The organism is Sphingorhabdus contaminans, from assembly GCF_007280415.1.
GTDB classification, from domain to species: Bacteria; Pseudomonadota; Alphaproteobacteria; order Sphingomonadales; family Sphingomonadaceae; genus Sphingorhabdus_B; species Sphingorhabdus_B contaminans.
In genome coordinates this window covers 1,397,076-1,421,078 of sequence record NZ_VKKU01000001.1, presented here as the reverse complement: position 1 = coordinate 1,421,078, position 24,003 = coordinate 1,397,076, and the positions used below count along the sequence as shown (strand labels likewise).

Sequence of the window (24,003 nt, the reverse complement as noted above, 5' to 3'; positions counted from 1 at the left end):
GATGCTAGGCTCAAATACCTTGGGGAATGGCTGGGTTGTGCCCGCCGATGACGCTGCAATTACGGCGGCTGCCGATCTTTTGCGGGGTGGGCAGATTGTGGCGATTCCCACCGAGACGGTCTACGGCCTTGCCGCAGATGCCCGCAATGCGGACGCTGTGGCGCATATTTATGCCGCCAAGGGCCGGCCGGATTTTAATCCGCTGATCGTGCATGTGCCGGATCTGGCGGCTGCGGAGGAACTGGCCGAATTCGGACCTTTGGCGCGGCGGTTGGCGGAGGCGTTCTGGCCGGGGGCGTTGACCCTTGTCCTGCCGCTGCGCGAAGGGGCGAAGGTGGCGGCGGCGGTGACCGCCGGCCTGCCGACAATCGCGCTGCGCTGCCCTGCGCATCCGGTCATGCGGGCGGTGCTGGCGAAAAGCGGGCTGAACCTTGCGGCACCATCGGCGAACAAAAGCGGGGGGATTAGTCCGACACGAGCCGAGCATGTTCTGGCGAGCCTGGGCGGGGCCGTTCCGATGATATTGGACGCAGGCCCCTGTAAAGAAGGTTTGGAATCAACTATTGCCGCTATCCGTCTGGAAAATATAGAAATATTGCGTCCTGGGCCCATAACGGCCGAATCCCTCCAAACCTTCTCGAAGCTTCAGCCAAGTCAACAAACCGGCGAAAAAATCGAAGCCCCCGGCCAACTCGCCAGCCACTATGCCCCCTCCAAACCGGTCCGGCTAAATGCCAAATCGGCCGAAGATGGCGAATGGCTCATCGGTTTTGGGGAGGTGGCAGGGCATTACAACTTGTCTCCCACCGCTGACCTTGCCCAAGCGGCAGCCCATCTCTTCGACGCCTTGCACCGCGCCGACGCCAGCCCATATCCACTGATAGCTGTGGCGGAAATACCGGACAAAGATATTGGCGTGGCTATCAACGATCGTTTGAAAAGAGCAGCAACCCGATGAAGCCGCTCGCATTCTGCTTGGTCCTCGGACTAACAACCGTTGCGACCGCTGCTCCTAACCCCGATGATGTCAAATCCTATCAGGCTCTGGTGCAGCAGGACGTCCGCATCGCAACCATCGGATATCGCCTCGCCGCCGCCAACGCGCCTTTCTGCAGAAAGCAGGAAAGAAACCCAGGATGGGTGCTGCAGGACGAGCGGCAATATCCAGATCCGACAACCGCCCGGACTGCTCTGGCATTTCGCCAGCCTGTGTCGGTGGCTGGCATAGTAGAGGGCGGACCTGCTGATAAGGCGGGAATATCGGCTGGCGATGGATTGCTCGGCTTGAATGGAGCAGCATGGAACTGGACCACCCGCATTTCAAAAGCAAAAAGTGCTCAACGGATTGAGGATGTTCAGGAACAATTGCGGAAAGCTTTATCGACCGCCGGCGAAGTCGAAGTTAAACTGGATACCAAAGAAGGCCCCAGGACATTCAAACTTAACCCAAACCCAATCTGCGCCTCACGGTTCTGGATCGACACCAAAACAAAGCTGGATGCCGGGGCAGATGGGTATAATGTCCGGGTGACCGAAGCACTGGTGCGTTTTGCCGAAAATGACGATGAACTTGCAGTCGCAGTGGCGCACGAATTGGCGCACAATCTTCTTGAGCACCGCCAAAAGCTGAAAAAGATGAAAAAGAGCGCATCCAATATCCGGGCGACTGAAATAGAAGCGGATCGCTTGTCTATATGGTTGATGACCAATGCCGGTTATGATTCTTCAGCGGCCTTAAGGTTTATCGAGCGTTTCGGTCGGGCAACTGACCCTGTATTGCTTTCGGATGGAACGCATCTGCCGTGGCGCGGCCGCGTTGAAATAATGCAGTCTGAAATCAATACCATAAATCAATCTGGGAAGTTGCATGGACTGCGACCACCTCCGTTGCTGGAGGCAGAAAAGTGATTTAAGTTGCATATTAGGATGTTGTTTCATCTTGCGCCGGTTTGTCCTATCACGAACCGAAAATTTATTCAGGGGAGGGCAGGCTTTGCCGCGTTTAACAAGATTGTTGCCATTGCTAGGCGCCGTCTGCCTTCTCCCGGCCTGTAGCGGCGAAGAAAGCGCCCCCAAAGCTGCCGTAAACGATGTGCATCCTGTGCAAGTCTATACCGTGCAACGCGAGAGTCTGCAGCGCACAATCAATGCAGTAGGCACCGTCCGTTTTCGCCGTGAAACACCGCTTGGCTTTACTACTGCCGGTAAGATTGCGACCGTGCGCTTTGAAGAAGGTGACACCGTCAAACGCGGTGCTTTGCTAGCGGCGCTGGATACGACATCGGTCGGTGCAGATGTCAGTGTCGCCACCGCAGAGCGCGATCGCGCTCGGTCGGAATTTGAACGGGTTCGGTCACTCTACGCTGACGGATGGATTACAAAAGCGCGTTTTGAATCGGCCGAAGCCGCGCTTAAGGCTGCTGATGCACGTGTCCGGCAGGCAGGTTTCGCATCAGGAACCGCGCAGCTTTATGCGCCTTCCAATGGCGTCGTTTTGGCGCGCAATGTTCAACCTGGCCAGGTAATCGCTGCAGGCACGCCGGCGCTAATTTTGGGGGAAGGTGATTCCGGTTTTGTGTTCAGGGTTCCGATCATTGATCAGGATGCCACAAAACTGCGCGTCGGAATGGCAGCCGAAATATCGATTGAATCTCTCCCGAGCGGGCCCATCGAGGCTACGATTTCGGAAATTGACGGGCGTGCAAATGAGGCGACCGGTGCGTTCACGGTGCAATTCTCCTTGCCTAACAATGTAAAACTACGCTCGGGCCAGATTGGTACGGCGGCAGTTAAGCTTCCTGCATCGGAAACTGGCGCGCTACAAATCCCTGCGAGCGCCTTGTTTGGTGTCCGCACGGGGGAGGGGCTGGTTTATATCGTGGATGTGAATAGCCGGGTCGAAACGCGTAACGTAGCAATTGAACGGCTAACCGATCAATTTGTGATTGTGTCTGGTGGCCTCCAGCCCGGTGACCGAATAGTTACCTCAGGACTTGAAAAGCTTCGACCTGGTTCAAAAGTTCGCACTATTCAAGCGACACGCTGACCGATGCATATCGCGGAAGTCGCAATTCGGAGATGGCAGCTAACGCTGGTGCTTTTTGCACTTCTAAGTGCACTCGGTTTTTCGGCATTTCAACAGGTTCCGCGGGCTGTAGACCCTCATTTTTCGATGCCTGTCGTGTCGATTGTGGCTCTTCAACCCGGCGCTGATCCTGCTGAAATCGAACAAACCATAACCAAACCAATTGAGGAATTAATTCAAGGTTTGGAGGATGTCCAAAGTGTCGCGTCAACTAGCACCGACGGAAGCGCAGTTATTCGAGCGGAGTTCGATTGGTCGGGAGATCCAGACCAATATTTCAACGACACAGTCCGCGAAGTTACGGCCATAAGAAGTCAGTTGCCGTCAGATTTGCAACGTCTGACTTTTGAAAAGATACGAACGACAAATACCTCCATTTTGCAGATCGCCCTGCTGAGCGATTCAGCTAGCTGGTATCGAATGGAGAAATATGCTCGCGATATCAGCGAAGCGCTCGGACGATATAAGGAGGTACGGCAAACAGAGATATACGGGTTGCCCCAACCCGAGATCAGTGTCGCGATTGATGCTGGACGCCTTGCTGCACTTCGGGTCCCAGCAAGCGCAGTGGCAGATGCGATCAGGTTGGGAGGCGCGGACGTTCCAGCAGGTGCTGTCACAAGCGGTACGCGCCGTTTCAACGTAGAAGCGGGCGGCGCATATCGCGATCTGGACACAATTCGAAATCTTCCGTTGCGTACTAGCCAAGGCACTCTGTTACGTGTTGGAGATGTAGCGGAGGTAAAATACAGCGCCGCCGAACAACGCGTCAAAGTTAGCCACAATGGCAAAAGAGCAATCTGGATAACCGCAAATCAAAAACAGGGAACGGATGCAACCAAACTTCGCAATCTGCTGGTCCAGGAACTTGCAGTGCAGGAAAAATTGCTTCCACCCGACATAACAGCAATTGTCCAGTTCGATCAAAGCCGAGATATCACAAAGCGACTGAGAGAACTGGCGAGAGACTTTGGCATCGCGCTCTTCTTGGTACTCTTTACTTTGCTACCCCTTGGTTGGCGCGCATCTATCATTGTGATGATATCCATCCCGCTGTCCATCGCATCGGGACTGCTCGCTATTTCGGCTATGGGTTTCAATCTGAGTCAGCTGGTAGTTGCAGGCTTCATCCTCTCATTGGGACTTCTTGTCGACGATTCAATCGTCGTCGTTGAAAATATCGCGCGCCATTTACGCATGGGCAAGAGTCGCGATCAGGCCGCGATTGATGGAACCAGAGAAATAACCATGGCTGTTATGGGCTCGACCGGTGTACTCGTATTTGCCTTTTTTCCGCTATTCTTCCTGCCCGAAGGTGCCGGGAAGTTTACACAAAGTTTTATTGGTACAATTGTTGCCACAATTACAGCATCGATGATCGTTTCACTGACCATTGTTCCTTTCCTAGCCAGTCGCATTTTAAGCCGTGACGAGGACGAGGAGGGCAACGCTTTACTTCGGTGGTTGATGGGAAAAATTGACCGTTTTTACCATCCCCTGTTGCATTGGGCGCTAGACCGTCCCCGGCGGACAGTTTGGGGGGCGTTGGCCGTGACATGCGCCGCCTTTACCTTGATCCCTGTTCTTGGTTTCAGCCTTTTTCCAAATGCGGATACATCCTATTTCCGCGTGACCGTCGAAGCTGAACAGGGCTCCAGCATTGAAGAAACTGGTCGAATTGTTCGTCAAGTCTCAGAAGTACTCAAGTCCGAACCAGCGATAACGGTGCGCGCAGAAAATGTTGGCGCTTACAATCCGCCTGTTTTCTATAACGTGTTTCAAAGGGGAGAAAATCCGACACATGGCGAAGTTTTGGCGATCATGGCCGAATGGAAGGGCGCTCAATCACGGGCGATGGTTGATCGCCTAAGACGGAAGCTGGATTTAATTCCGGGCGCACGAGTAAAGATAGTATTATTTCAGAATGGCGCTCCGATAAATGCTCCTGTTGAGTTTCGCGTCTACGGCCCGGAGCAGGATGAGCTTCGTAACATTGCCGCAAAAATGGAGCAGATACTTCGGGATACACCGGGGGCACGCGACATAAACAACCCTGTAGCTTTTGATCGTGTAGACCTGAATGTACGTATTGACGACGCAAAAGCGGCCTTACTGGATGTCCCCTCGGGCGCCCCGCGGCGTGCGATTAGGCTGGCCCTTTCTGGAGAGCGATCGGGCACATTCAGGGATAGTGAAGGCGACAGCTACCCGGTTATTGTAAGGTTGCCCATGGCGGAAACGCAGCCAGTATCCGCACTTGAATCTATCTATGTTTCGAATCGGAGCGGGCAATCAGTACAATTGTCCGAGATCAGCCGACCTGTTCTGGAATCGACGCCGGCGGCAATTTACCGCTATAATCTTGAGCGAAACATTAGTGTGACAGCGCAGATTTCCGATGGCGCTGTCGTGTCAAAAGTGAATCGTGAGGCACAGCAAAAGATGAATAGCATCCCGCTCAAGCCGGGATACTCAATTGAGATTGGCGGTGAAGCGGAAAAGATCAACGATACTTTTGCCGGATTTGGTCCGATAGTATTGATTGCCATGTTCAGCATTTTTGCCATTCTGGTTGCCGAATTCGGTCGGTTCAAAGAGGCACTGGTCGTTGCAGGCGTCATCCCGCTGGGCACATTTGGCGGATTGATCGCGCTTTTGATTACCGGAAACAATCTCTCATTTTTGGCGGTTATCGGATTTATAGCGCTGGTAGGTATTGAAATTAAAAACTCGATATTGCTTGTGGATTTTACAAGTCAGTTACGAGAGCGGGGCATGGCTTTACGTGAGGCAATCGAAAGAGCAGGCGAAGTTCGCTTTCTGCCCGTACTACTTACCTCTGTAACCGCAATTGGTGGTTTGATGCCCTTGGCACTGTTTGGCGGAAGTTTATATGGTCCATTGGCAATTGTGTTGATCGGGGGCTTGATTTCGTCGACGCTGCTATCACGTATTGTGACGCCGGCAATGTATTTGCTGGTCGTTCGCAGTGATGAAAACAACGCTTCAATGCCTGCCACCGACACAAAGGAAATATCTAATGCCACATGAAGAGGCTATATTCGCCGGAGGTTGCTTCTGGTGTACTGAAGCTGTGTTTGGGCAGTTAAAGGGCGTGGAAAGTGTTGTAAGCGGCTATATCGGCGGCAACACCGCGAACCCGACTTATAAGCAGGTTTGCGGTGGCGCCACCGGCCATGCCGAAGCGATCCGTATAACTTATGACCCATCGACGATCACTTATGCCGATCTGCTCGACATCTTCTTTGCTACACATGATCCGACCCAGCTCAATCGGCAAGGTAATGACATCGGCACACAATATCGGTCTGCAATTTTCCCAGTAGACGACGTCCAACGTCAATCGGCCCTTGAAGGGATTGAGAGAGCCTCTGCAGATTGGCCTGCGCCAATAGTAACGAGCATCGAAGGCCCCGCGACATGGTATCCGGCTGAGGATTATCATCAGGAATATTGGGAAGGCGAAGGGCAACGTAACCCCTATTGTCTAGCTGTCATTCCGCCCAAATTAGCTAAATTGAAAAAGAATTTTGCGCAAAAGTTGTCAAATTGAGTACTCGCCAAATTGCCAGTCAGTTATCCTTCCGAGTAATCGACAAATTCTGCACCACGGGTATTGAAGCGCCATGGATATTAAACCGATACGCAAAGCCGTCTTTCCCGTTGCAGGGCTTGGAACACGTTTTCTTCCGGCGACAAAAGCCATCCCCAAGGAAATGTTGCCAATCGTAGACAGTCCCTTGATTCAATATGCTGTCGATGAAGCGCGTGAAGCGGGCATCGAGCAAATGATTTTCGTTACGGGACGTGGAAAAAGCGCAATCGAAGATCATTTCGACATCGCCTACGAACTCGAAAAGACCATGTCGGAACGCGGTAAGGACTTATCTGTACTAGGTCCGACGCGTCTAGGACCAGGAAACTGCGCCTATGTGCGGCAACAGGAGCCAATGGGACTTGGGCACGCCATATGGTGTGCCCGTGATATCGTTGGCGATGAGCCTTTTGCCATTTTCCTGCCAGATGAATTTATGCATGGCTCGCCTGGATGTATGAAACAGATGGTCGACGCCTACCACAGTATTGGCGGCAATATGATCAGCGTACTGGAGATTCCGCACGAAAAAGTGTCGAGTTATGGTGTGATTGCACCGGGCAAGAGCAACGGCGCTGTGACAGAGGTTTTAGGCTTGGTTGAAAAGCCTAAAGTCGAGGATGCCCCTTCGAACCTGATCATATCGGGTCGATATATTCTGCAACCGGAAGTCATGCGTGTTCTTGAACATCAGGAAAAAGGCGCAGGTGGAGAGATCCAGCTTACCGATGCCATGGCCCAAATGATCGGCAAGCAGCCTTTTCATGCGGTGACGTTCGATGGTAGCCGTTACGACTGTGGATCGAAAGTTGGCTACATCGAAGCAAATCTGGCCGTAGCTTTGTCGCGGGCAGACATGGCTGATGAAGTTCGTGCCATTGCACTAAATTTATTGAACTAAGGATAGCTCCGTTAAGCTTCTACTCATATGCTAGGCGGCAATTCAAGCGGCAGAGCTTGCAGGGAGTTGTCATGCGTTTAGTCCTATCTGCGATTATGGTGCTTACTCTACCCGGATGTGTTGCATCTGTCGTAAAGGATGTGGTGACGGCACCCGTTAAGATTGTTTCCAAGACGGCAGACGTACTGACCACGAGCCAATCGGAAGCCGACGAGAAGCGAGGCCGAGAAATTCGGCAACGCGAAGAAGCCCTAGGAAAACTCGCTCGTCAGCGTGAAAAGGCACGCGAAAAATGCGACGCAGGTAACAGTGACGCGTGCGCGAAAATGCAACAACTTGACGATCAACTCGAAGTTGAAAAGGCGCGCCCGTATTGAACAAGTATTTCTGCAAAAGGTAGATCAAGTTCGACAAACAACTGGAACGTTTGTACTTTTGCACTTAGTCGACTGGTCGCTTCGTTAGTCGAACTGTTATTCAAAAAAATTGTCTACAGATGTAATCGAGGGCCCGAAAGATCAAGCACACCTCGCGCAGATCTTTTGGGAGGATGAATGACTGTTTTTCAACGCAAGGTTGCCACAGTGCTTGCCGGCACATTTTGCATGCTTGGTTCCGCATTGGCTCAAGCTCAGGACACTAATGGTACAAATATCTCAGCGACCGTCAGCGAAGGAAAGCGGCAGTTTCGTGCCGATTATTTTGAGGCTTATGCGCCGGTAACTGCATTGGACATGATACGTCGGATCCCAGGTTTCACTATTGCCGACGGCGAAGGTCGCCGCGGTTTTGGAGAGAATGCCGGCAACGTGTTAATTGATGGCGACAGACCTTCAAGCAAATCAGATGATATATTCACAATTCTTTCCCGCATCCCGGCGAGTGAGGTGGATTATATTGAATTGACCGAGCAGGCGGGCGCGGATGCAGAAACGCAAGGGCAGGGGCAGATTGTTAACGTAGTTCGAAAGGTGTCCTCAAAGCTGACAGGAACATATGAAGGTAATCTGGTTTTTGGTCATCGTTATGGATTCCGACCCTCTGTCAACGGATCCGCGACGCTAAGACGGGGGGAAACAACATATGAATTTAATATCACTTCCTATTCTGAAAGAGTGTTCGGTTTTGGGCCAGAAGATTTTAAATCCGGAACAGGGAATCTGATAGAGCGCCGATTTTATCGAGGCACGGGAGGATATGATGGCGCAGGTATCGGCGGCGCAATTAAGACAAGAATAGGTGGTGCAAAAGTAAACTTAAACGGACGCGTTCGCCTTGATGACAGTTTTGATCATCGTAACGGAGTGTATTCTGATACTTCCGGGCTGTTTAGCGGTGAAGAACTGTTGCTCCGCAATGGCCCAAAAAGTGATATAAATTATGAGTTTGGAGGTGACATTGAATTTAAAATCAGCCCAAAGCTTACGACGAAAGCCATCGGTCTTTACCGAGCTGCTACCGAAAGCAACGATTCAAGCATTGAAGCTGCGCGCGTCGGTCAACCTGTAAACCGGTTTGAAACGCGGAGCCGCAACAAACCTATCGAAATAGTGGGAAGAATCCAAAACGACTGGAGCGCTCTTTCTGGACATGCCATTCAGTTCGGTGGTGAAATTGCCTATAACCAACTGGATGCTCGCTTCTCTGCAGCGAGTTCGGTTGCAGGCGCAGTGACTGTTTTTCCAGCATCAAATGTGTTGGTTGAAGAAACTAGAATAGAACCTTTTTTGACCGATGTCTGGACCGTAACTCCCAAATGGAAAATCGAAGCTGGAGCAATCTTCGAGTTCTCGAAACTGACATTGTCTGGAGATAGCAGCGCTTCGCGAAGGTTTCAGTTTTTAAAGCCTAAGGTTATTGCAACTTGGACTGTGGATCCTTCAACGACCGTGGAGTTCAGGGCGGACCGTCAGGTCGCTCAACTGGATTTCGGTGAGTTTGCTACATCTGTTGATGTGGCGCTTGGGAATCAGGTTGACGCCGGAAATGCAGACTTGGTGCCCGAGAAAGTTATAACTTTGGCTGCACAGATTAGGCATAAATTTCTGGAGCGCGGAAGCGTTCAATTTCGAGGCGAGTACCAGACGGTCAGTGATACGCAGGACCTTGTACCGGTAACATTGCGTGATGCTGCGGGCAACATTACCGCTCAGTTTGATGGCGCCGGAAACATTGGCAACAGCAAAAGGTGGAACGGTGAATTGGAGATCACTCTTCCGTTGGATTGGTTGACGAAGAATATTGGATTCGGCGGAATGGAGGTCAAATATACCGGCCATTATCACGATAGCCGCGTTACCGACCCGGTCACTGGGTTGAAGCGCCGAATGTCGAACCGGCCACTATGGCATCAAGAATGGTCGCTGCGACACGATATCGCTAAAAGTGGGTTTGTCTATGGAGTGACTGCATATGTACAAGCTCAGAATAACGCCTATTTTTTCAATGAATATCGTCGGCAGAAAGAAGGCGTTCGTACAAATGTGTTTGTAGAATATTCAAAGTTTAAGTTTGGCACTTTACGCGTGCAGTACACCAGCATCCCTGATTTCGGGCGCGACCGCTTTATCTATACGGGTACAAGGGCAACCGGACCAATCACGCAAATCGTCAATCGCAGGCGTTATCTGGACCCTTTATTCCAAGTAACACTTAGCGGTAAGTTTTGACTATTCGCTCCGAAGAGCTTCGATTGGTGACAGTCTTGACGCGCGAACTGCCGGGTAGCCACCAAATAGCAAACCGATCACAGCGGAAAATGCTATGGAGAACAGCGCTGTGTCGATGCCTACCGGAGCAGGGAAGTCCGCAACCTTCTGAAATATTGTTGCAGCCAACACCGCTAACAGCAATCCTATTGCCCCTCCGATAATGCAGAGCACCGCTGCCTCGACAAGGAATTGGTTGCGTATATCGCTGCGTCTTGCCCCTAGCGCCATACGCAGTCCAATTTCGCGTGTACGCTCCGTGACGCTGACCAGCATGATATTCATGATACCTATCCCACCAACCAATAACGAAATGGACGCAATGGCTACCAGTACTGCTTGAAAGATCTGGGTCACTTGACTGGTTGTCTCCGCAATTTCTGTCGTGGTTCGGACGGTGAACGGATTGATCTTGCCCTTCTGCACACGATAACGATCACGCAGCAGACGTTTGATTTCTTTCTGTCCCGCCAGCAAAGAATCTTCATCTTCGAAACCAACGAATAGCAATGTGACATCGTCGGGGCCTTGAGTTGGTGTCGTCAAAAGCCTTTGGCGCAAGGTCGTAATCGGCACCACAATCTGGTCGTCATTGTCTGTCCCAAGATTGCTCCCCTTGCTCTCGAGCAAGCCAACAACAGTGAAAGGCACGCGATTCACTCGGATAGTTTGCCCAACCGGGCTGTCGCCGCCAAACAACTTGTCTGACACTGTTTGACCAATAACCGCAACGCGCGCGGCCGAGCCCACATCGCTTTTGGTCAGAAACCGGCCTTCCGATGCATTTACGTTTGATATATTGCCATATTCTGGTGTTGCGCCGGTTGCTTGGGTTGTTGCACTCCGGCCCGGTGTTACCAGTTGAACGCTATTTCTTATTTGAGGTGCAACTGCCCTGACGCCCGACACTTGGCGTAGAATTGCCTGGCCATCCCGTTCCGTGAGCCGACCGCGATCATTGGGGCGCGGAGGTCCGCTACCGCTATCGGGTTGGGGTACCACTATAGCCATATTCGATCCAAGCGTCGCAATCTGTTGCGTAACGGATACTTGTGCACCATTTCCAACTGCTACAGCCAAAATCACTGAAAATACGCCGATCATAACCCCCAAAGTGGTTAAGATGGATCGCATCAAATTTGTACGCAAGGCTGTGAAGGCGATCGCAACGTTGACGCCCCATCCTGCAACCGACGCAAAAATGCTATTCATGATGTTCGGCCCGTCGTCTTGACTTTACCGGTTCATCTTCAATGATTTTGCCATCACGGAATACGATACGTCTCGCTGCATATTCTGCTATGTCGGGTTCGTGCGTAACAACGACTAACGTTATTCCGTCGTCATTCAGTTTTTGAAATATTCCCATGATGTCTAATGATGTTTGCGTGTCTAGGGCGCCGGTTGGTTCATCAGCAAGAAGCATCAGCGGATCGGTTACCAAGGCGCGGGCAATCGCGACACGTTGTTGTTGTCCGCCGGATAATTTTGCGGGTGTGTTTTCGAGACGATTACCTAGTCCCATTGCCTCGAGTTTTAACTGTGCTCGTTGGCGTCGGTCGGTGTAGCCTATGCCGGAATATATTAGCGGGACCGCTACGTTATCTAGCGCGCTCGTGCGAGCCAGTAAGTTAAACTGCTGAAATACAAAACCTATCTTGCGGTTCCTGATTTCCGCTAACTGGTCGCTATCGAGTGATTTTGTATCTATCCCATCAAGCAGAAGTGTGCCCGATGTAGGGACGTCGAGACAGCCGATCATGTTCATAAATGTTGATTTACCCGACCCGCTTGCTCCCATAATGGCAACAAACTCGCCGCGTTCGACGGACAGCGAAACATGATTGACTGCATGTACAGTCTCGCCTCCGATTTCGTAATTCTTAACGAGATCGTGGGTGTCAATTAGCGGAACTGTCATCGTCATCTGAGCTGTCTTCCGCCGGCGTTTTGGGCTTCAGCGATTTAGTTCGCACCAGTATTTTGTCGCCTGGCTTCAAACCCGAAATAACTTCGGTATATTCGTCACCTTGAAGGCCAATTTCGATTTGCCGACGAACGGGACGATACGGGTCGGACGAAGCCACATACAATGCCGATGATGCCTCTTTTGAGCCTTCATTTCTCCTTTGCTCGTTTCCGCGGTCCGCTGCTTTCGGACGGAAACGAAGTGCATTTGTTGGTACCCGTGTGACTTGCGTTTTCGCGCCAGTAACAATTTCCACATTGGCGGTCATACCGGGCAACAATTTGCCATCAAGATTATCGACATCGATAATCACGAGATAACTAACGACATTTTGGGTCTCGACCGGCGCTTTGCGAACTTGCCGGACCTTGGCTTTAAAGACGTCATTAGGATAGCTATCGACTGTAAATGTAACATTCTGCCCTTCACGGACCTGCCCAATGTCCGCCTCGTCCACTGAAGCCTCAACCTGCATCTTTGTTGTATCTGCAGCAATTTCGAATAGATTTGGCGTCTGGAAACTGGCAGCAACCGTTGTGCCGGGCTCGACTAGCTTGTTGATAATAACTCCGCTTGCCGGTGCGACGATAACGGTGCGGCTCAGATCTAACTGGGCGGAAGAAAGTTCTGCCGTTCCTTGACGAATTTGTGCATTCCCGCTTTGGGTCTGGGCGAGGGCTACTTGTAAAGCATTGCGAGCGCTGTTTAATTTACTCTGCGCAATATCAAGTCCGGCTTTTGATACAAAGCCACGTTCTGCCAATCCTTTTTGCCTGGCGAAGTCGCGTTCCTGTATTTCCAATTCGGCGCGCGCGCGTGCGACATTTGCGATCGTCTGCTGTAAACTTGCGCGTGCAAGTGCGACTTGCGCCTCGGATTGTTGTACCCGTGCCCGGACACGCGTGGGGTCGATTTCGGCCAGTATTTGTCCTGCTTTGACGGTTGAGTTAAAATCTACATAGACTTTCGTAATCTGGCCGGACACCTCTGTCCCGACCTTTATGGTGTTTAACGCCCTTACTTTGCCGCTTGCTGAAACTTTGCGGAGAACTTCGCCCTGAGTGACAGGTTCGCTTACATACTCATATTCATGCGGCGTCGGGCGAAAGATCAGATAAACAATGAACAGTGAAAACAGCAGAATGATACCCGACCAAATAGGATGCCGTTTCATCCAAGTCGTTATGCGTTGAACCATTTAAACCTGCCCCGCTGTTAAGTGTCCGTTATAGGGGGAGGCCGATCCATAAGCTAGTTAGTTCCTTGAGGCTTAAGACAGAAAAGCCCCGCCGAAATCGCTTCCGGCGGGGCTTTTAAATTTTGGTTTGGGAGAAAGTTTATTCTTCCTCGTCGCCTATTTCGATTACGTCATCCATTGCCGCATCTTCAGTGGTCAGATCGTCCGCGATGACTTTCGCAAGAACATCGTCGCCAATTGCGGCTTCAGGACCCTGCGCCAGTTCGGCCGCATGTTCTTCAGCAGCTGTTTCCGGTGCAATCAGGCTTTCCTGAAGTGCACGGTAGCTGGCGCGAAGTGCGGCGTCGCGGCTATTTGCCGTTACGCGAATGCGGTTCATGGCCGAACCCGTTCCGGCAGGGATCAGACGTCCAACGATCACGTTTTCCTTCAAGCCGGTCAGCACATCCTTCTTTCCTTCAACCGCTGCTTGCGTAAGCACGCGTGTTGTTTCTTGGAATGATGCCGCCGAGATGAACGAACGTGTCTGCAACGATGCCTTAGTGATACCGAGCAGAACAGGATTGCCAGTTGCCGGAGTTTGACCCTTGCCCAACTTCGCGTTGATGGCATCCATTTCTTCACGGTCCACCTGCTCGCCAGGAAGCAGGGTCGTGTCACCTCCAAAGGTAATTTCGACCTTCTGCAGCATCTGGCGAACAATCGTTTCGATATGCTTGTCGTTGATCTTAACGCCCTGCAAGCGATACACTTCTTGGATTTCTGCGACCAGATATTCCGCCAGTGCTTCAACGCCCATGACTTCGAGGATGTCGTGCGGATCCGGCGAGCCTGCGATCAGGTTATCACCCTTACGGACAAAATCACCTTCCTGCACGTCGAGAACCTTCGACTTGGGAATGAGATACTCGATCCGATCGCCTTCTTCCGGCACGATCGCAATTTTGCGCTTCGCCTTGTAGTCACGGACAAATTCGACGCGTCCCGAAATCTTGGCGATAACTGCACAATCCTTCGGCTTGCGGGCTTCGAACAATTCCGCAACACGCGGAAGGCCGCCGGTAATATCGCGTGTCTTTGCCGATTCACGGGTCACACGGGCAAGAACGTCGCCCGCCTGAACCTCTGCACCGTCTTCGACAGAAAGCATGGTGCCAACACCTAGAAGATAACGTGCCGCTTCACCGCTCTGATCATCAAGGAGGGTCAGGCGAGGACGCAAGTCTTCTTTCTTGCTGCGGCTTCCTGCACGATCTTCTGTCACAACGCGTTGGGCGATGCCGGTGGCTTCGTCCGTCTGCTCAGTTAGCGTCTTACCGTCAATCAGGTCCTGATATTTCACGATACCCGATTTTTCAGTAATGATCGGCATAGTGAATGGATCCCATTCGGCCAGTCGATCGCCAACATTGACTTCGGCACCGTCGGGGAATGCCAGCGTCGCACCATAGGGCAGGCGATGGACTTCCATTTCACGGCCATCCTTGTCGACAATTACGAGCTCGCCATTACGTGCCATCGCCAGGCGCTTCTTGCGCTTGTCGACAATGGTCGGCAGATCGCGATACATGATCTTACCTGATGCCGTGGCATCAAGATTAGACTGCTCGTTCAACTGCGCTGCACCACCAATGTGGAACGTACGCATCGTCAACTGGGTGCCGGGCTCGCCGATGGATTGGGCCGCGATGACGCCGACAGCCTCACCAATATTTACTGGTGTACCGCGGGCAAGATCGCGACCGTAACAGGTGGCGCAAACACCGACTTTGGATTCGCAAACCAGAGGACTACGGATCTTGAGTGCTTGCAGACCGGTCTCTTCCATCGCGGCAACCATAGCTTCATCAAGCAACGTACCTGAAGGGATGAGAACCTTGCCATCCAAGCCAAGAATGTCTTCCGCTGTGGTGCGGCCCAGTACTCGTTCGCCAAGGGACGCGATAGTGGAGCCACCCTGAACGATCGAGCGCATTTCAAGCGCACGCTCGGTGCCACAGTCGACTTCAACGATCGTGCAATCTTGTGATACGTCCACAAGACGACGGGTCAAGTAACCCGAGTTTGCCGTCTTCAGCGCTGTATCGGCCAGACCCTTACGGGCACCGTGGGTCGAATTGAAGTATTCGAGAACGGTCAGACCTTCCTTAAAGTTCGAAATGATCGGCGTTTCGATGATTTCGCCTGACGGCTTAGCCATAAGCCCACGCATACCAGCAAGCTGCTTCATCTGCGCTGGCGAACCACGCGCACCAGAGTGGCTCATCATATATACCGAGTTCACGGGCAGTTCACGGCCATGTTCATCTACGGGCGAGGCTTTCAGCTTGTCCATCATGGCGTTGGCCACCTTGTCACCGCAAGTTGACCAAGCATCGATGACCTTGTTGTATTTTTCCTGCTGAGTGATCAGACCGTCCTGATACTGCTGCTCGAAATCGGCAACAATGGCTTTGGTTTCGGCAACCATTTCGGTCTTTTCTTCCGGAATGATCATATCATCTTTACCGAACGAAATACCGGCCTTGAACGCATATTTGAAACCAAGCGACATGATCGCATCGGCGAACAGAACCGTGTCTTTCTGACCGGTATGACGATAGACTTGGTCGATGACGTCACCGATTTCCTTCTTGGTAAGAAGACGGTTGACCGTTTCGAACGGCACACGATGGCTCTTCGGCAGCGTTTCCGCAAGAAGCATACGGCCGGGGGTCGTATCGAAACGCACCATGCGCTCAACACCATCTTCACCGGTCTGCGGGACGCGGGCAACGATTTTAGAGTGCAGCGTAACGGCACCAACTTCCAGGGCTTGATGTACTTCTGCCATATCAGACAGCATCATGCCTTCGCCGGGCTCGCCCTTACGATCCATCGACAAATAATAAAGACCGAGAACCATATCCTGTGAAGGGACGATAATCGGCTTACCATTTGCCGGCGAAAGAATGTTGTTTGTGGACATCATCAGAACGCGGGCTTCCAACTGCGCCTCAAGGCTCAGTGGAACGTGTACGGCCATCTGGTCTCCGTCGAAGTCGGCGTTAAAGGCCGAGCAGACCAGCGGGTGAAGCTGGATTGCTTTACCTTCGATCAGAACAGGCTCGAACGCCTGAATGCCCAAACGGTGAAGGGTCGGTGCACGGTTCAAAAGAACGGGATGTTCGCGAATGACTTCATCCAGAATGTCCCAGACTTCCTTGCGTTCCTTTTCGACCCACTTTTTCGCCTGCTTCAAGGTCATTGAAAGACCCTTTGCATCAAGGCGTGAGTAGATGAACGGCTTGAACAGTTCCAAAGCCATTTTCTTGGGTAGGCCGCACTGGTGCAGTTTAAGTTCGGGGCCAGTCACGATAACTGAACGACCCGAATAGTCGACGCGTTTACCCAAGAGGTTTTGGCGGAAACGGCCCTGTTTGCCTTTGAGCATGTCCGACAGTGACTTCAACGGACGTTTGTTGGCACCCGTGATAGTGCGACCACGGCGTCCATTATCGAACAGAGCATCGACTGCCTCTTGCAACATGCGTTTTTCGTTGCGGACGATAATGTCCGGCGCGCGCAGCTCGATTAGACGCTTCAAACGGTTGTTCCGGTTAATAACGCGACGATAAAGATCATTCAGATCGGACGTTGCAAACCGGCCGCCATCCAGTGGTACCAGCGGTCGCAATTCTGGCGGAATGACCGGAATGACGTCGAGGATCATCCATTCAGGCTTGTTGCCGGAATCAATGAAGCTTTCCACAACCTTCAGCCTCTTGATGATCTTCTTCGGCTTCAGTTCCGACTTCGTTGTCGCAAGCTCGTCGAGCAAATCGGTGCGCTCTTGCTCCAGATCAAGATCCATCAACATGGTCTTGACGGCTTCGGCACCGATAGACGCGGAGAACGCATCTTCACCATATTCGTCTTGAGCATCCAGCAATTCGTCTTCGCTAAGAAGCTGGAACTTCTCTAATGCAGTCAAACCTGGTTCGGTGACGATATAGTTTTCGAAATACAGAACGCGCTCAAGCTGCTTCAATTGCATGTCGAGCAAAAGGCCGATGCGTGAAGGTAGCGATTTCAGGAACCAGATATGGGCTACCGGCGCGGCGAGCTCGATATGGCCCATACGCTCACGACGTACCTTGGTTACAGTAACTTCGACACCGCACTTTTCGCAGACAACACCCTTATATTTCATGCGTTTATACTTGCCGCACAAGCACTCATAGTCCTTGACGGGACCAAAAATGCGGGCGCAGAAAAGGCCGTCGCGCTCGGGTTTGAATGTACGATAGTTGATGGTTTCGGGCTTTTTGATTTCGCCGAAAGACCAACTGCGAATTTTTTCAGGCGACGCGATCCCGATCTGGATCTGGTCAAAAGTTTCGACCTTGGCGATCGGATTGTTGAATTTGGATAGTTCGTTCATCTTCATTTCCTCATTGGGCAAGGCCCATGAAATCCGTGGGGCAGGGTGGCAGGGGGCGGAATTACTTCCGCCCGGCTCTGCTTATTCGGCTGCCTCCGCAAGATCGTTGCCATCTTCTTCCGCAAGAGCGTCCAGTGCTTTAAGGTCTACATTCAGACCCAGCGAACGCATTTCTTTGACCAGAACGTTAAAGCTTTCGGGAATACCGGCCTCGAAAGTATCGTCACCTTTGACGATCGCTTCATAAACCTTGGTACGACCAATCACGTCATCCGATTTGACCGTCAGCATTTCCTGCAAGGTGTATGCGGCACCATAAGCTTGAAGCGCCCAGACCTCCATTTCTCCGAAACGCTGGCCACCAAACTGAGCCTTACCGCCCAGTGGTTGTTGGGTGACAAGACTGTAAGGCCCGATAGAACGGGCATGGATCTTGTCATCAACCAGGTGATGCAGTTTGAGCATATATATGATGCCCACGGTGACCTTACGGTCGAATTTATCGCCTGTACGACCGTCATAGAGATCGGATTGGCCGGAACCATCCAATCCCGCGAGTTGCAGCATGTTGGTTACATCGGCTTCCCGCGCACCATCAAACACTGGGGTACCCATGGGTACACCAGTAACAACGTTACCAGCCAGTTCGAGGATGTCCGTATCGCTACGTGCAGCGATTTCCTTCGCATAATCTTCGCCATAGGCGTTAATCAGCCGTTCCCGAACCGCCTCAGGCGGTGCTGCTGCTTCCGGGTTCGGATTTGCCAGGCGCCATTCTTCGAGTGCATCCTTGACCTGCATGCCAAGTCCGCGTGCGGCCCAACCTAAATGGGTTTCGAAAATCTGACCGACGTTCATACGCGAAGGCACACCAAGCGGGTTCAACACGATGTCGACAGGCGTTCCGTCGGCGAGGAAGGGCATATCTTCCTGCGGTAAAATCCGCGAGATAACACCCTTGTTTCCGTGCCGTCCGGCCATCTTATCGCCCGGTTGCAGCTTGCGCTTCACCGCGACAAAAACCTTGACCATTTTCAGAACACCAGGTGCCAGTTCGTCACCACGTTCTAGCTTCTCACGCCGGTCTTCGAACTTCTCGACGATCAGCTTGACGGCATCGTCGTACTGGACTTTGACCGCTTCCAGATCACCTTGGACCTTGTCGTCGGCAACGGCGATCTTCCACCATTCGTGACGTTCAACTTCCGCCAGGTTTTCCTCGGTAATTTTATCGCCCTTTTTCAGGCCCTTCGGTGCCGCTGCCGCGGTTTGTCCGATAAGCATGTCTTTTAGGCGGTTATATGTCGCACGGTTCAAAATCGAACGTTCGTCCTCGCGGTCTTTTGCGAGGCGTTCGATCTCTTCGCGTTCGATTGCCATCGCACGCTCGTCCTTGTCGATACCATGACGGTTGAAAACGCGGACTTCCACAACCGTACCGGCAACGCCGGGAGGCAGCTTCAGCGAAGTATCGCGGACATCGCTGGCCTTTTCACCGAAAATGGCGCGAAGCAGTTTTTCTTCCGGCGTCATCGGGCTTTCGCCCTTCGGCGTGATTTTACCGACTAGGATATCGCCAGGATGTACTTCGGCGCCGATATAAACAATGCCCGCCTCGTCAAGGCTGCGCAGTGCTTCTTCGCCGACGTTCGGTATATCGCGGGTAATGTCTTCCGGTCCCAGCTTTGTATCGCGGGCCATAACCTCGAACTCTTCAATATGGATCGAGGTGAATACGTCGTCCTTAACGATACGTTCCGAAATGAGGATCGAGTCTTCATAGTTATAACCGTTCCAGGGCATGAACGCCACGAGGCTGTTCTTGCCAAGTGCCAGTTCACCCAGTTCGGTTGAAGGACCGTCTGCGATGATGTCACCTGCTTCGATAACGTCACCAACCTTAACCAACGGCTTTTGGTTGATGCAGGTGTTCTGGTTTGAACGCTGGAACTTTTGAAGCGTGTAGATGTCCACGCCGGATTGGCCGGGTTCGATTTCGCCGGTTACGCGGACTACGATGCGGGTTGCGTCCACTTGGTCGACGATACCAGTACGGCGGGCTGCGATCGCGGCGCCGGAATCCCGGGCTACGGTTTCTTCCATGCCGGTGCCGACAAACGGAGCTTCTGCCCGGAGCAGAGGCACAGCCTGGCGTTGCATGTTTGATCCCATCAGAGCGCGGTTGGCGTCATCGTTTTCCAGGAAGGGGATCAGCGATGCAGCAACCGAAACCAGCTGCTTGGGGCTGACGTCCATCAGGGTGATCTGGTCCCGGGGTGCCATGAGGAATTCGCCTGCTTCTCGGGCCGAGATGAGTTCTTCGGCGAAGCTTCCGTCTTCGTTCAGCTCTGCGTTGGCCTGGGCGATGGTGTTTTTCTGTTCTTCCATTGCCGAGAGATAGACCACTTCATCGGTCACCTTGCCGTCGATAACTTTGCGGTAGGGGGTTTCGATGAAGCCGTATTTGTTAACCCGGCTGAAGCTTGCCAGGCTGTTGATCAGGCCGATGTTCGGGCCTTCCGGCGTCTCAATCGGGCAGATGCGTCCATAATGGGTCGGATGGACGTCGCGGACTTCGAAGCCGGCGCGTTCGCGGGTCAGACCGCCCGGTCCAAGGGCCGAAACGCGGCGCTTGTGCGTCACTTCGGAGAGCGGATTGGTCTGGTCCATGAACTGCGACAATTGCGACGAACCAAAGAATTCGCGCACCGCAGCCACCGCCGGCTTGGCGTTGATGAGGTCATTCGGCATCACTGTGGAGACGTCTACACTTGACATGCGTTCCTTGACGGCACGCTCCATCCGCAGAAGTCCGACGCGATACTGGTTTTCGAGCAATTCGCCCACCGAACGCACGCGGCGGTTGCCGAGATTGTCGATATCGTCGATTTCGCCCTTGCCATCCTTCAGGTTGACCAGTTCCTTGACCACCGCAAGAATATCTTCGGTGCGCAGCGTGGTCAGCGTGTCTTCGGCATCAAGGCCCAGACGCATGTTCAGCTTGACGCGGCCCACAGCCGACAGGTCATAACGGTCAGCATCAAAGAAGAGCCCGGCAAACAGCGCCTCTGCCGTTTCGCGCGTGGGCGGCTCGCCCGGGCGCATGACGCGGTAGATGGCATCAAGGCCCATGTCGCGGTTCTCGGCCTTGTCGGCCTTCAGCGTGTTGCGCATCCAGGCGCCGGTGATGACATGGTCGATGTCGAGCAGTTCGATGGCATCGATGCCCGCCTTGTCCAGCATTTCGAGGTTTTCGGCGGTGATTTCATCGCCCGCCTCGACATAGATGCGGCCTGTCTTTTCATCGATCAGGTCAAAGGCCGAATAGCGGCCAAAAATTTCCTCGGTCGGGATCAGCAGGGTTTCAAGCCCGTCCTTCACCGCCTTGTTGGCCGCACGCGGGGTAACCTTCTGGCCAGCCGGGAAAATGACTTCGCCCGATTTTGCATCGACAATGTCGAACATCGGCTTCGACGCGCGCCATTGTTCGGCGTTGAACGGAATCTTCCATCCGCCCTTGCCACGTTCAAAGGTCACGCGGTCATAGAAGTGGTTGAGGATCTCTTCGTCGTTCAGGCCGAGCGCATAGAGAAGCGTGGTCACCGGCAGCTTGCGCTTGCGGTCGATACGCACGTTGACGATGTCCTTGGCATCAAATTCGAAGTCGAGCCACGAACCGCGATAGGGAATGACGCGTGCGGCAAACAGATATTTGCCCGATGAGTGGGTCTTGCCCCGGTCATGGTCGAACAAAACGCCCGGCGAACGGTGCATCTGCGATACGATAACGCGTTCCGTACCGTTGATGAAGAAGGTGCCGTTATGCGTCATCAACGGCATGTCGCCCATATAGACGTCCTGCTCCTTGATATCGAGGACCGAGCGCGCTTCGGTGTCGGGGTCAACCTCGAACACGATTAGGCGCAAAGTGACCTTCATCTGCGCCGCATAGGTAATCCCGCGCTGGCGGCACTCTTCGACGTCATATTTCGGCTCTTCCAGTTCGTAATGGACAAAGTCCAGTTCCGAAGTGCCTGCGAAATCCTTGATCGGGAAAACGCTGCGCAGCGTCTTTTCAAGGCCCGATACATAACCGATCGACGGGTCGGAACGCAAAAACTGCTCATAGCTTTCGCGCTGGACTTCGATCAGGTTGGGCATGTCGATGACTTCATGGATGTCACCGAAAATTTTACGGATACGCTTTTGACGCGAGATTGTCGCAGGAGCGGTACGAGATGCCATAAGGTGCTTTGCCTCAGTTACAAAAAGTGTCAGGCGCGTGTGGGGCTCCACAAGACGCGAAAAGGCCGCATGGCAACAGCCCCGGATTCGGGTCCTGCCGTGCAGCCGTTTCGCGATGTGAAAATCCGGCCCCGCCAATGCCTTAGCCACGCCTACGCGACGACGTAACTGTTCCCGGCGGTTTGGATGTTGGATTTGCTATAGAGCCCGAGGGGATGGGGGTCAAGGGGGGTGGGGCAAGGAGGGTGGGGGTCTACCGCTTCAGCTTGTCTTTTGCGAACTTCAGCAGATTTTCGCGAAAGGCGGCCTGTACCGATGCGGTCGATGCCGCAATCTAAGGCGATCGGGCAATAATCTATAAGGAGGTGCCTAAAGCGCGATAGTGGAGTTCAAGCAGCCCAGATATAGCGCACAAGCGCCATCGCGAACGCAAAAACGAAGGCATATCCGAACTTATCAAGGTGCACCAGATTTTGTCCTTTCTTTTCCCGGATGGTGCCAACAAGCATCATGATAAGGCCTACCAATATGGGTGTGAGAAAGAGGTTTGCGCGGCGGAAATCGGGGTCCTGAATGGCCGAGTGTGGCAATATCAAGAGACTTAAGCCGCCGGCGATGGCGCCCAATATCGCAAAGCCGATGGTCGACAATGCAGGATTTCGGGGCTGCTTCAGCGTGTCGGCCGTGCTCCTGAAACCAAGTTCAACCAGCATTTCCAGAAACGCCTGCAGCAATATCTCTACTACAAACTGGAAAATGAACTCGAAAATCAGCTCCATAGCCGAAGCTATAGAGCAATCATCCTGACACGAAAGCCCTTATCGCTGCGTCCACGATCAGCAGCGCGCCCGCAAGCCCCAAATTGGCGCCACCCAGATTTTCGGTGACGACAAATTTATCCGTTGGCCAGACATGCAATTCGCATGGCGCAGAATGGGAAGCGTCCCCCGCACCCGCCGGTTCCGTTTGCGCAAATGCTGGGGAAAAACCTGTCACGAGCATGACCAGTGATGCAGCACCACAGGCTGGCCTTAGCTTTGCCGGACACATGTATTTCCTCCCCCACGCGTTCCATAATGGGGACTATCAGTCGACGCCGCTGTCCGCAATCGGTTCGTGGGGGCGCAAGTAGGCTGCTGTCTGCTTTTCACAATTGGGGTGCACAACCGGAATATCAAGACACGACAACATTGCAGACATCGCTCTTGTGGGGCAAACAAGTGCAATGACATCCCTTACTTGGCTGCATGACATCGTTCTAGTTAACGACGGACCCGATGAAAATTGCCCGGGAGACGTGGATGTCTTCCGTAACCTCACAGATGCACGCGCGTATCTCGAACATTGGGCCGAAAGCGTCGAATGTGCCGTCTTTTCAGGGGCTGGGCAAAAGCTGATTATGGAGGCGGACCAGCACGGTAACGTGAGCATTCGAGCCCGTGAAGATCGCGTTGACGGCGAAGCGATTATCAAGGCGTGGCTCACTCGGATGGCTAAGGCGATACTTGAGAGCCGTCGTGCTCGTGTTGGCAAGAGGTGGAGGAGCGTAAACTTGGGCGAACTAGAGGCTCAAGGCGTTTTGCCGGAAACGGTCGAAGGGCTTATAGCCTACGTCGGGTTCACCGTGTGATGTCAGAAACCCACAACAAAGCTGCCATTCCGTCCACTATTTTACGCCTTCATTAGCTGCCGTTGGTTCATTGCCTGAATGAAGGGCAGCTTTCCGGCAAATTGAGATAAAAGCGGACTTTCGGGACACGACAACATTGCAGACAATTGCGGTTGCGCTAATACCACTCAAATGACTCGATGTATTGAAGCAAATGTCTCGACATTAAGGTGCGAAACCGAGGGGCAC

General features: G+C 52.8%; 16 protein-coding genes. 9 read left to right on the top strand and 7 right to left on the bottom strand.

The annotated features are described in order from the left end of the window. Position 1: 1 nt before the first annotated feature. The 8 genes from FOM92_RS06845 to FOM92_RS06810 all read left to right on the top strand — a co-directional run bounded on the left by FOM92_RS06845 (position 2) and on the right by FOM92_RS06810 (position 10,271). The gene (locus FOM92_RS06845) at positions 2-958 is read left to right on the top strand and encodes an L-threonylcarbamoyladenylate synthase (protein WP_143776005.1); all 957 of its coding nucleotides are present in this window, start codon (positions 2-4) and stop codon (positions 956-958) included. Then, a complete protein-coding gene (locus FOM92_RS06840; protein ID WP_143776004.1) occupies positions 955-1,908 on the top strand; it encodes a M48 family metalloprotease in 954 nt (317 codons plus the stop codon). Before FOM92_RS06845 ends, FOM92_RS06840 begins: the two co-directional genes overlap by 4 nt. An 85-nt stretch (positions 1,909-1,993) precedes the next feature. After that, on the top strand, positions 1,994-3,046 hold the full coding sequence (locus FOM92_RS06835) for an efflux RND transporter periplasmic adaptor subunit (RefSeq protein WP_170226806.1): 1,053 nt from the start codon (positions 1,994-1,996) through the stop codon (positions 3,044-3,046). A gap of 3 nt (positions 3,047-3,049) precedes the next feature. Continuing rightward, entirely contained in the window at positions 3,050-6,136 is a 3,087-nt protein-coding gene (locus tag FOM92_RS06830) for an efflux RND transporter permease subunit (protein WP_143776002.1), read from the top strand. Next, positions 6,126-6,659 carry a peptide-methionine (S)-S-oxide reductase MsrA gene (gene msrA, locus FOM92_RS06825; RefSeq protein WP_143776001.1) on the top strand — a complete coding sequence of 178 codons (534 nt, stop codon included), beginning with the start codon at positions 6,126-6,128 and terminating at the stop codon, positions 6,657-6,659. Before FOM92_RS06830 ends, msrA begins: the two co-directional genes overlap by 11 nt. Positions 6,660-6,732: 73 nt before the next feature. Then, positions 6,733-7,602: a UTP--glucose-1-phosphate uridylyltransferase GalU gene (galU, locus tag FOM92_RS06820; protein WP_211347356.1), complete on the top strand. Its 870-nt coding sequence runs from the start codon at positions 6,733-6,735 to the stop codon at positions 7,600-7,602. 71 nt (positions 7,603-7,673) lie between these two features. Next, a complete protein-coding gene (locus FOM92_RS06815; RefSeq protein WP_143776000.1) occupies positions 7,674-7,979 on the top strand; it encodes a hypothetical protein in 306 nt (101 codons plus the stop codon). Positions 7,980-8,156: 177 nt separating this feature from the next. Then, positions 8,157-10,271 carry a TonB-dependent receptor plug domain-containing protein gene (locus FOM92_RS06810; protein ID WP_143775999.1) on the top strand — a complete coding sequence of 705 codons (2,115 nt, stop codon included), beginning with the start codon at positions 8,157-8,159 and terminating at the stop codon, positions 10,269-10,271. Here the strand turns inward: FOM92_RS06810 and FOM92_RS06805 are convergent, their stop codons facing one another. From FOM92_RS06805 to FOM92_RS06775, 7 genes are all read right to left on the bottom strand, one after another. Then, positions 10,272-11,522, bottom strand: coding sequence for an ABC transporter permease (locus FOM92_RS06805; RefSeq protein WP_143775998.1), 1,251 nt, complete (start codon positions 11,520-11,522; stop codon positions 10,272-10,274). Further along, complete coding sequence (locus tag FOM92_RS06800; RefSeq protein WP_246087180.1) at positions 11,515-12,237, bottom strand: ABC transporter ATP-binding protein; 723 nt, start codon at positions 12,235-12,237, stop codon at positions 11,515-11,517. The genes FOM92_RS06805 and FOM92_RS06800 overlap by 8 nt, the downstream gene beginning before the upstream one ends. Further along, positions 12,212-13,453, bottom strand: a complete 1,242-nt coding sequence (locus FOM92_RS06795) for an efflux RND transporter periplasmic adaptor subunit (protein ID WP_170226805.1) — start codon at positions 13,451-13,453, stop codon at positions 12,212-12,214. The genes FOM92_RS06800 and FOM92_RS06795 overlap by 26 nt, the downstream gene beginning before the upstream one ends. Positions 13,454-13,616: 163 nt before the next feature. After that, on the bottom strand, positions 13,617-17,900 hold the full coding sequence (gene rpoC / locus FOM92_RS06790; RefSeq protein WP_143775996.1) for a DNA-directed RNA polymerase subunit beta': 4,284 nt from the start codon (positions 17,898-17,900) through the stop codon (positions 13,617-13,619). An 81-nt stretch (positions 17,901-17,981) separates the two neighbouring features. Continuing rightward, the gene (rpoB, locus tag FOM92_RS06785; RefSeq protein WP_143775995.1) at positions 17,982-22,145 is read right to left on the bottom strand and encodes a DNA-directed RNA polymerase subunit beta; all 4,164 of its coding nucleotides are present in this window, start codon (positions 22,143-22,145) and stop codon (positions 17,982-17,984) included. A gap of 389 nt (positions 22,146-22,534) precedes the next feature. Beyond that, positions 22,535-22,924 carry a hypothetical protein gene (locus FOM92_RS06780; protein ID WP_143775994.1) on the bottom strand — a complete coding sequence of 130 codons (390 nt, stop codon included), beginning with the start codon at positions 22,922-22,924 and terminating at the stop codon, positions 22,535-22,537. Positions 22,925-22,943: 19 nt separating this feature from the next. After that, positions 22,944-23,195: a hypothetical protein gene (locus FOM92_RS06775; protein WP_143775993.1), complete on the bottom strand. Its 252-nt coding sequence runs from the start codon at positions 23,193-23,195 to the stop codon at positions 22,944-22,946. Between the two features lie 175 nt (positions 23,196-23,370). Between FOM92_RS06775 and FOM92_RS06770 the strand changes: the two genes are divergently transcribed. Then, entirely contained in the window at positions 23,371-23,775 is a 405-nt protein-coding gene (locus FOM92_RS06770; protein WP_143775992.1) for a hypothetical protein, read from the top strand. Positions 23,776-24,003: the final 228 nt, after the last annotated feature.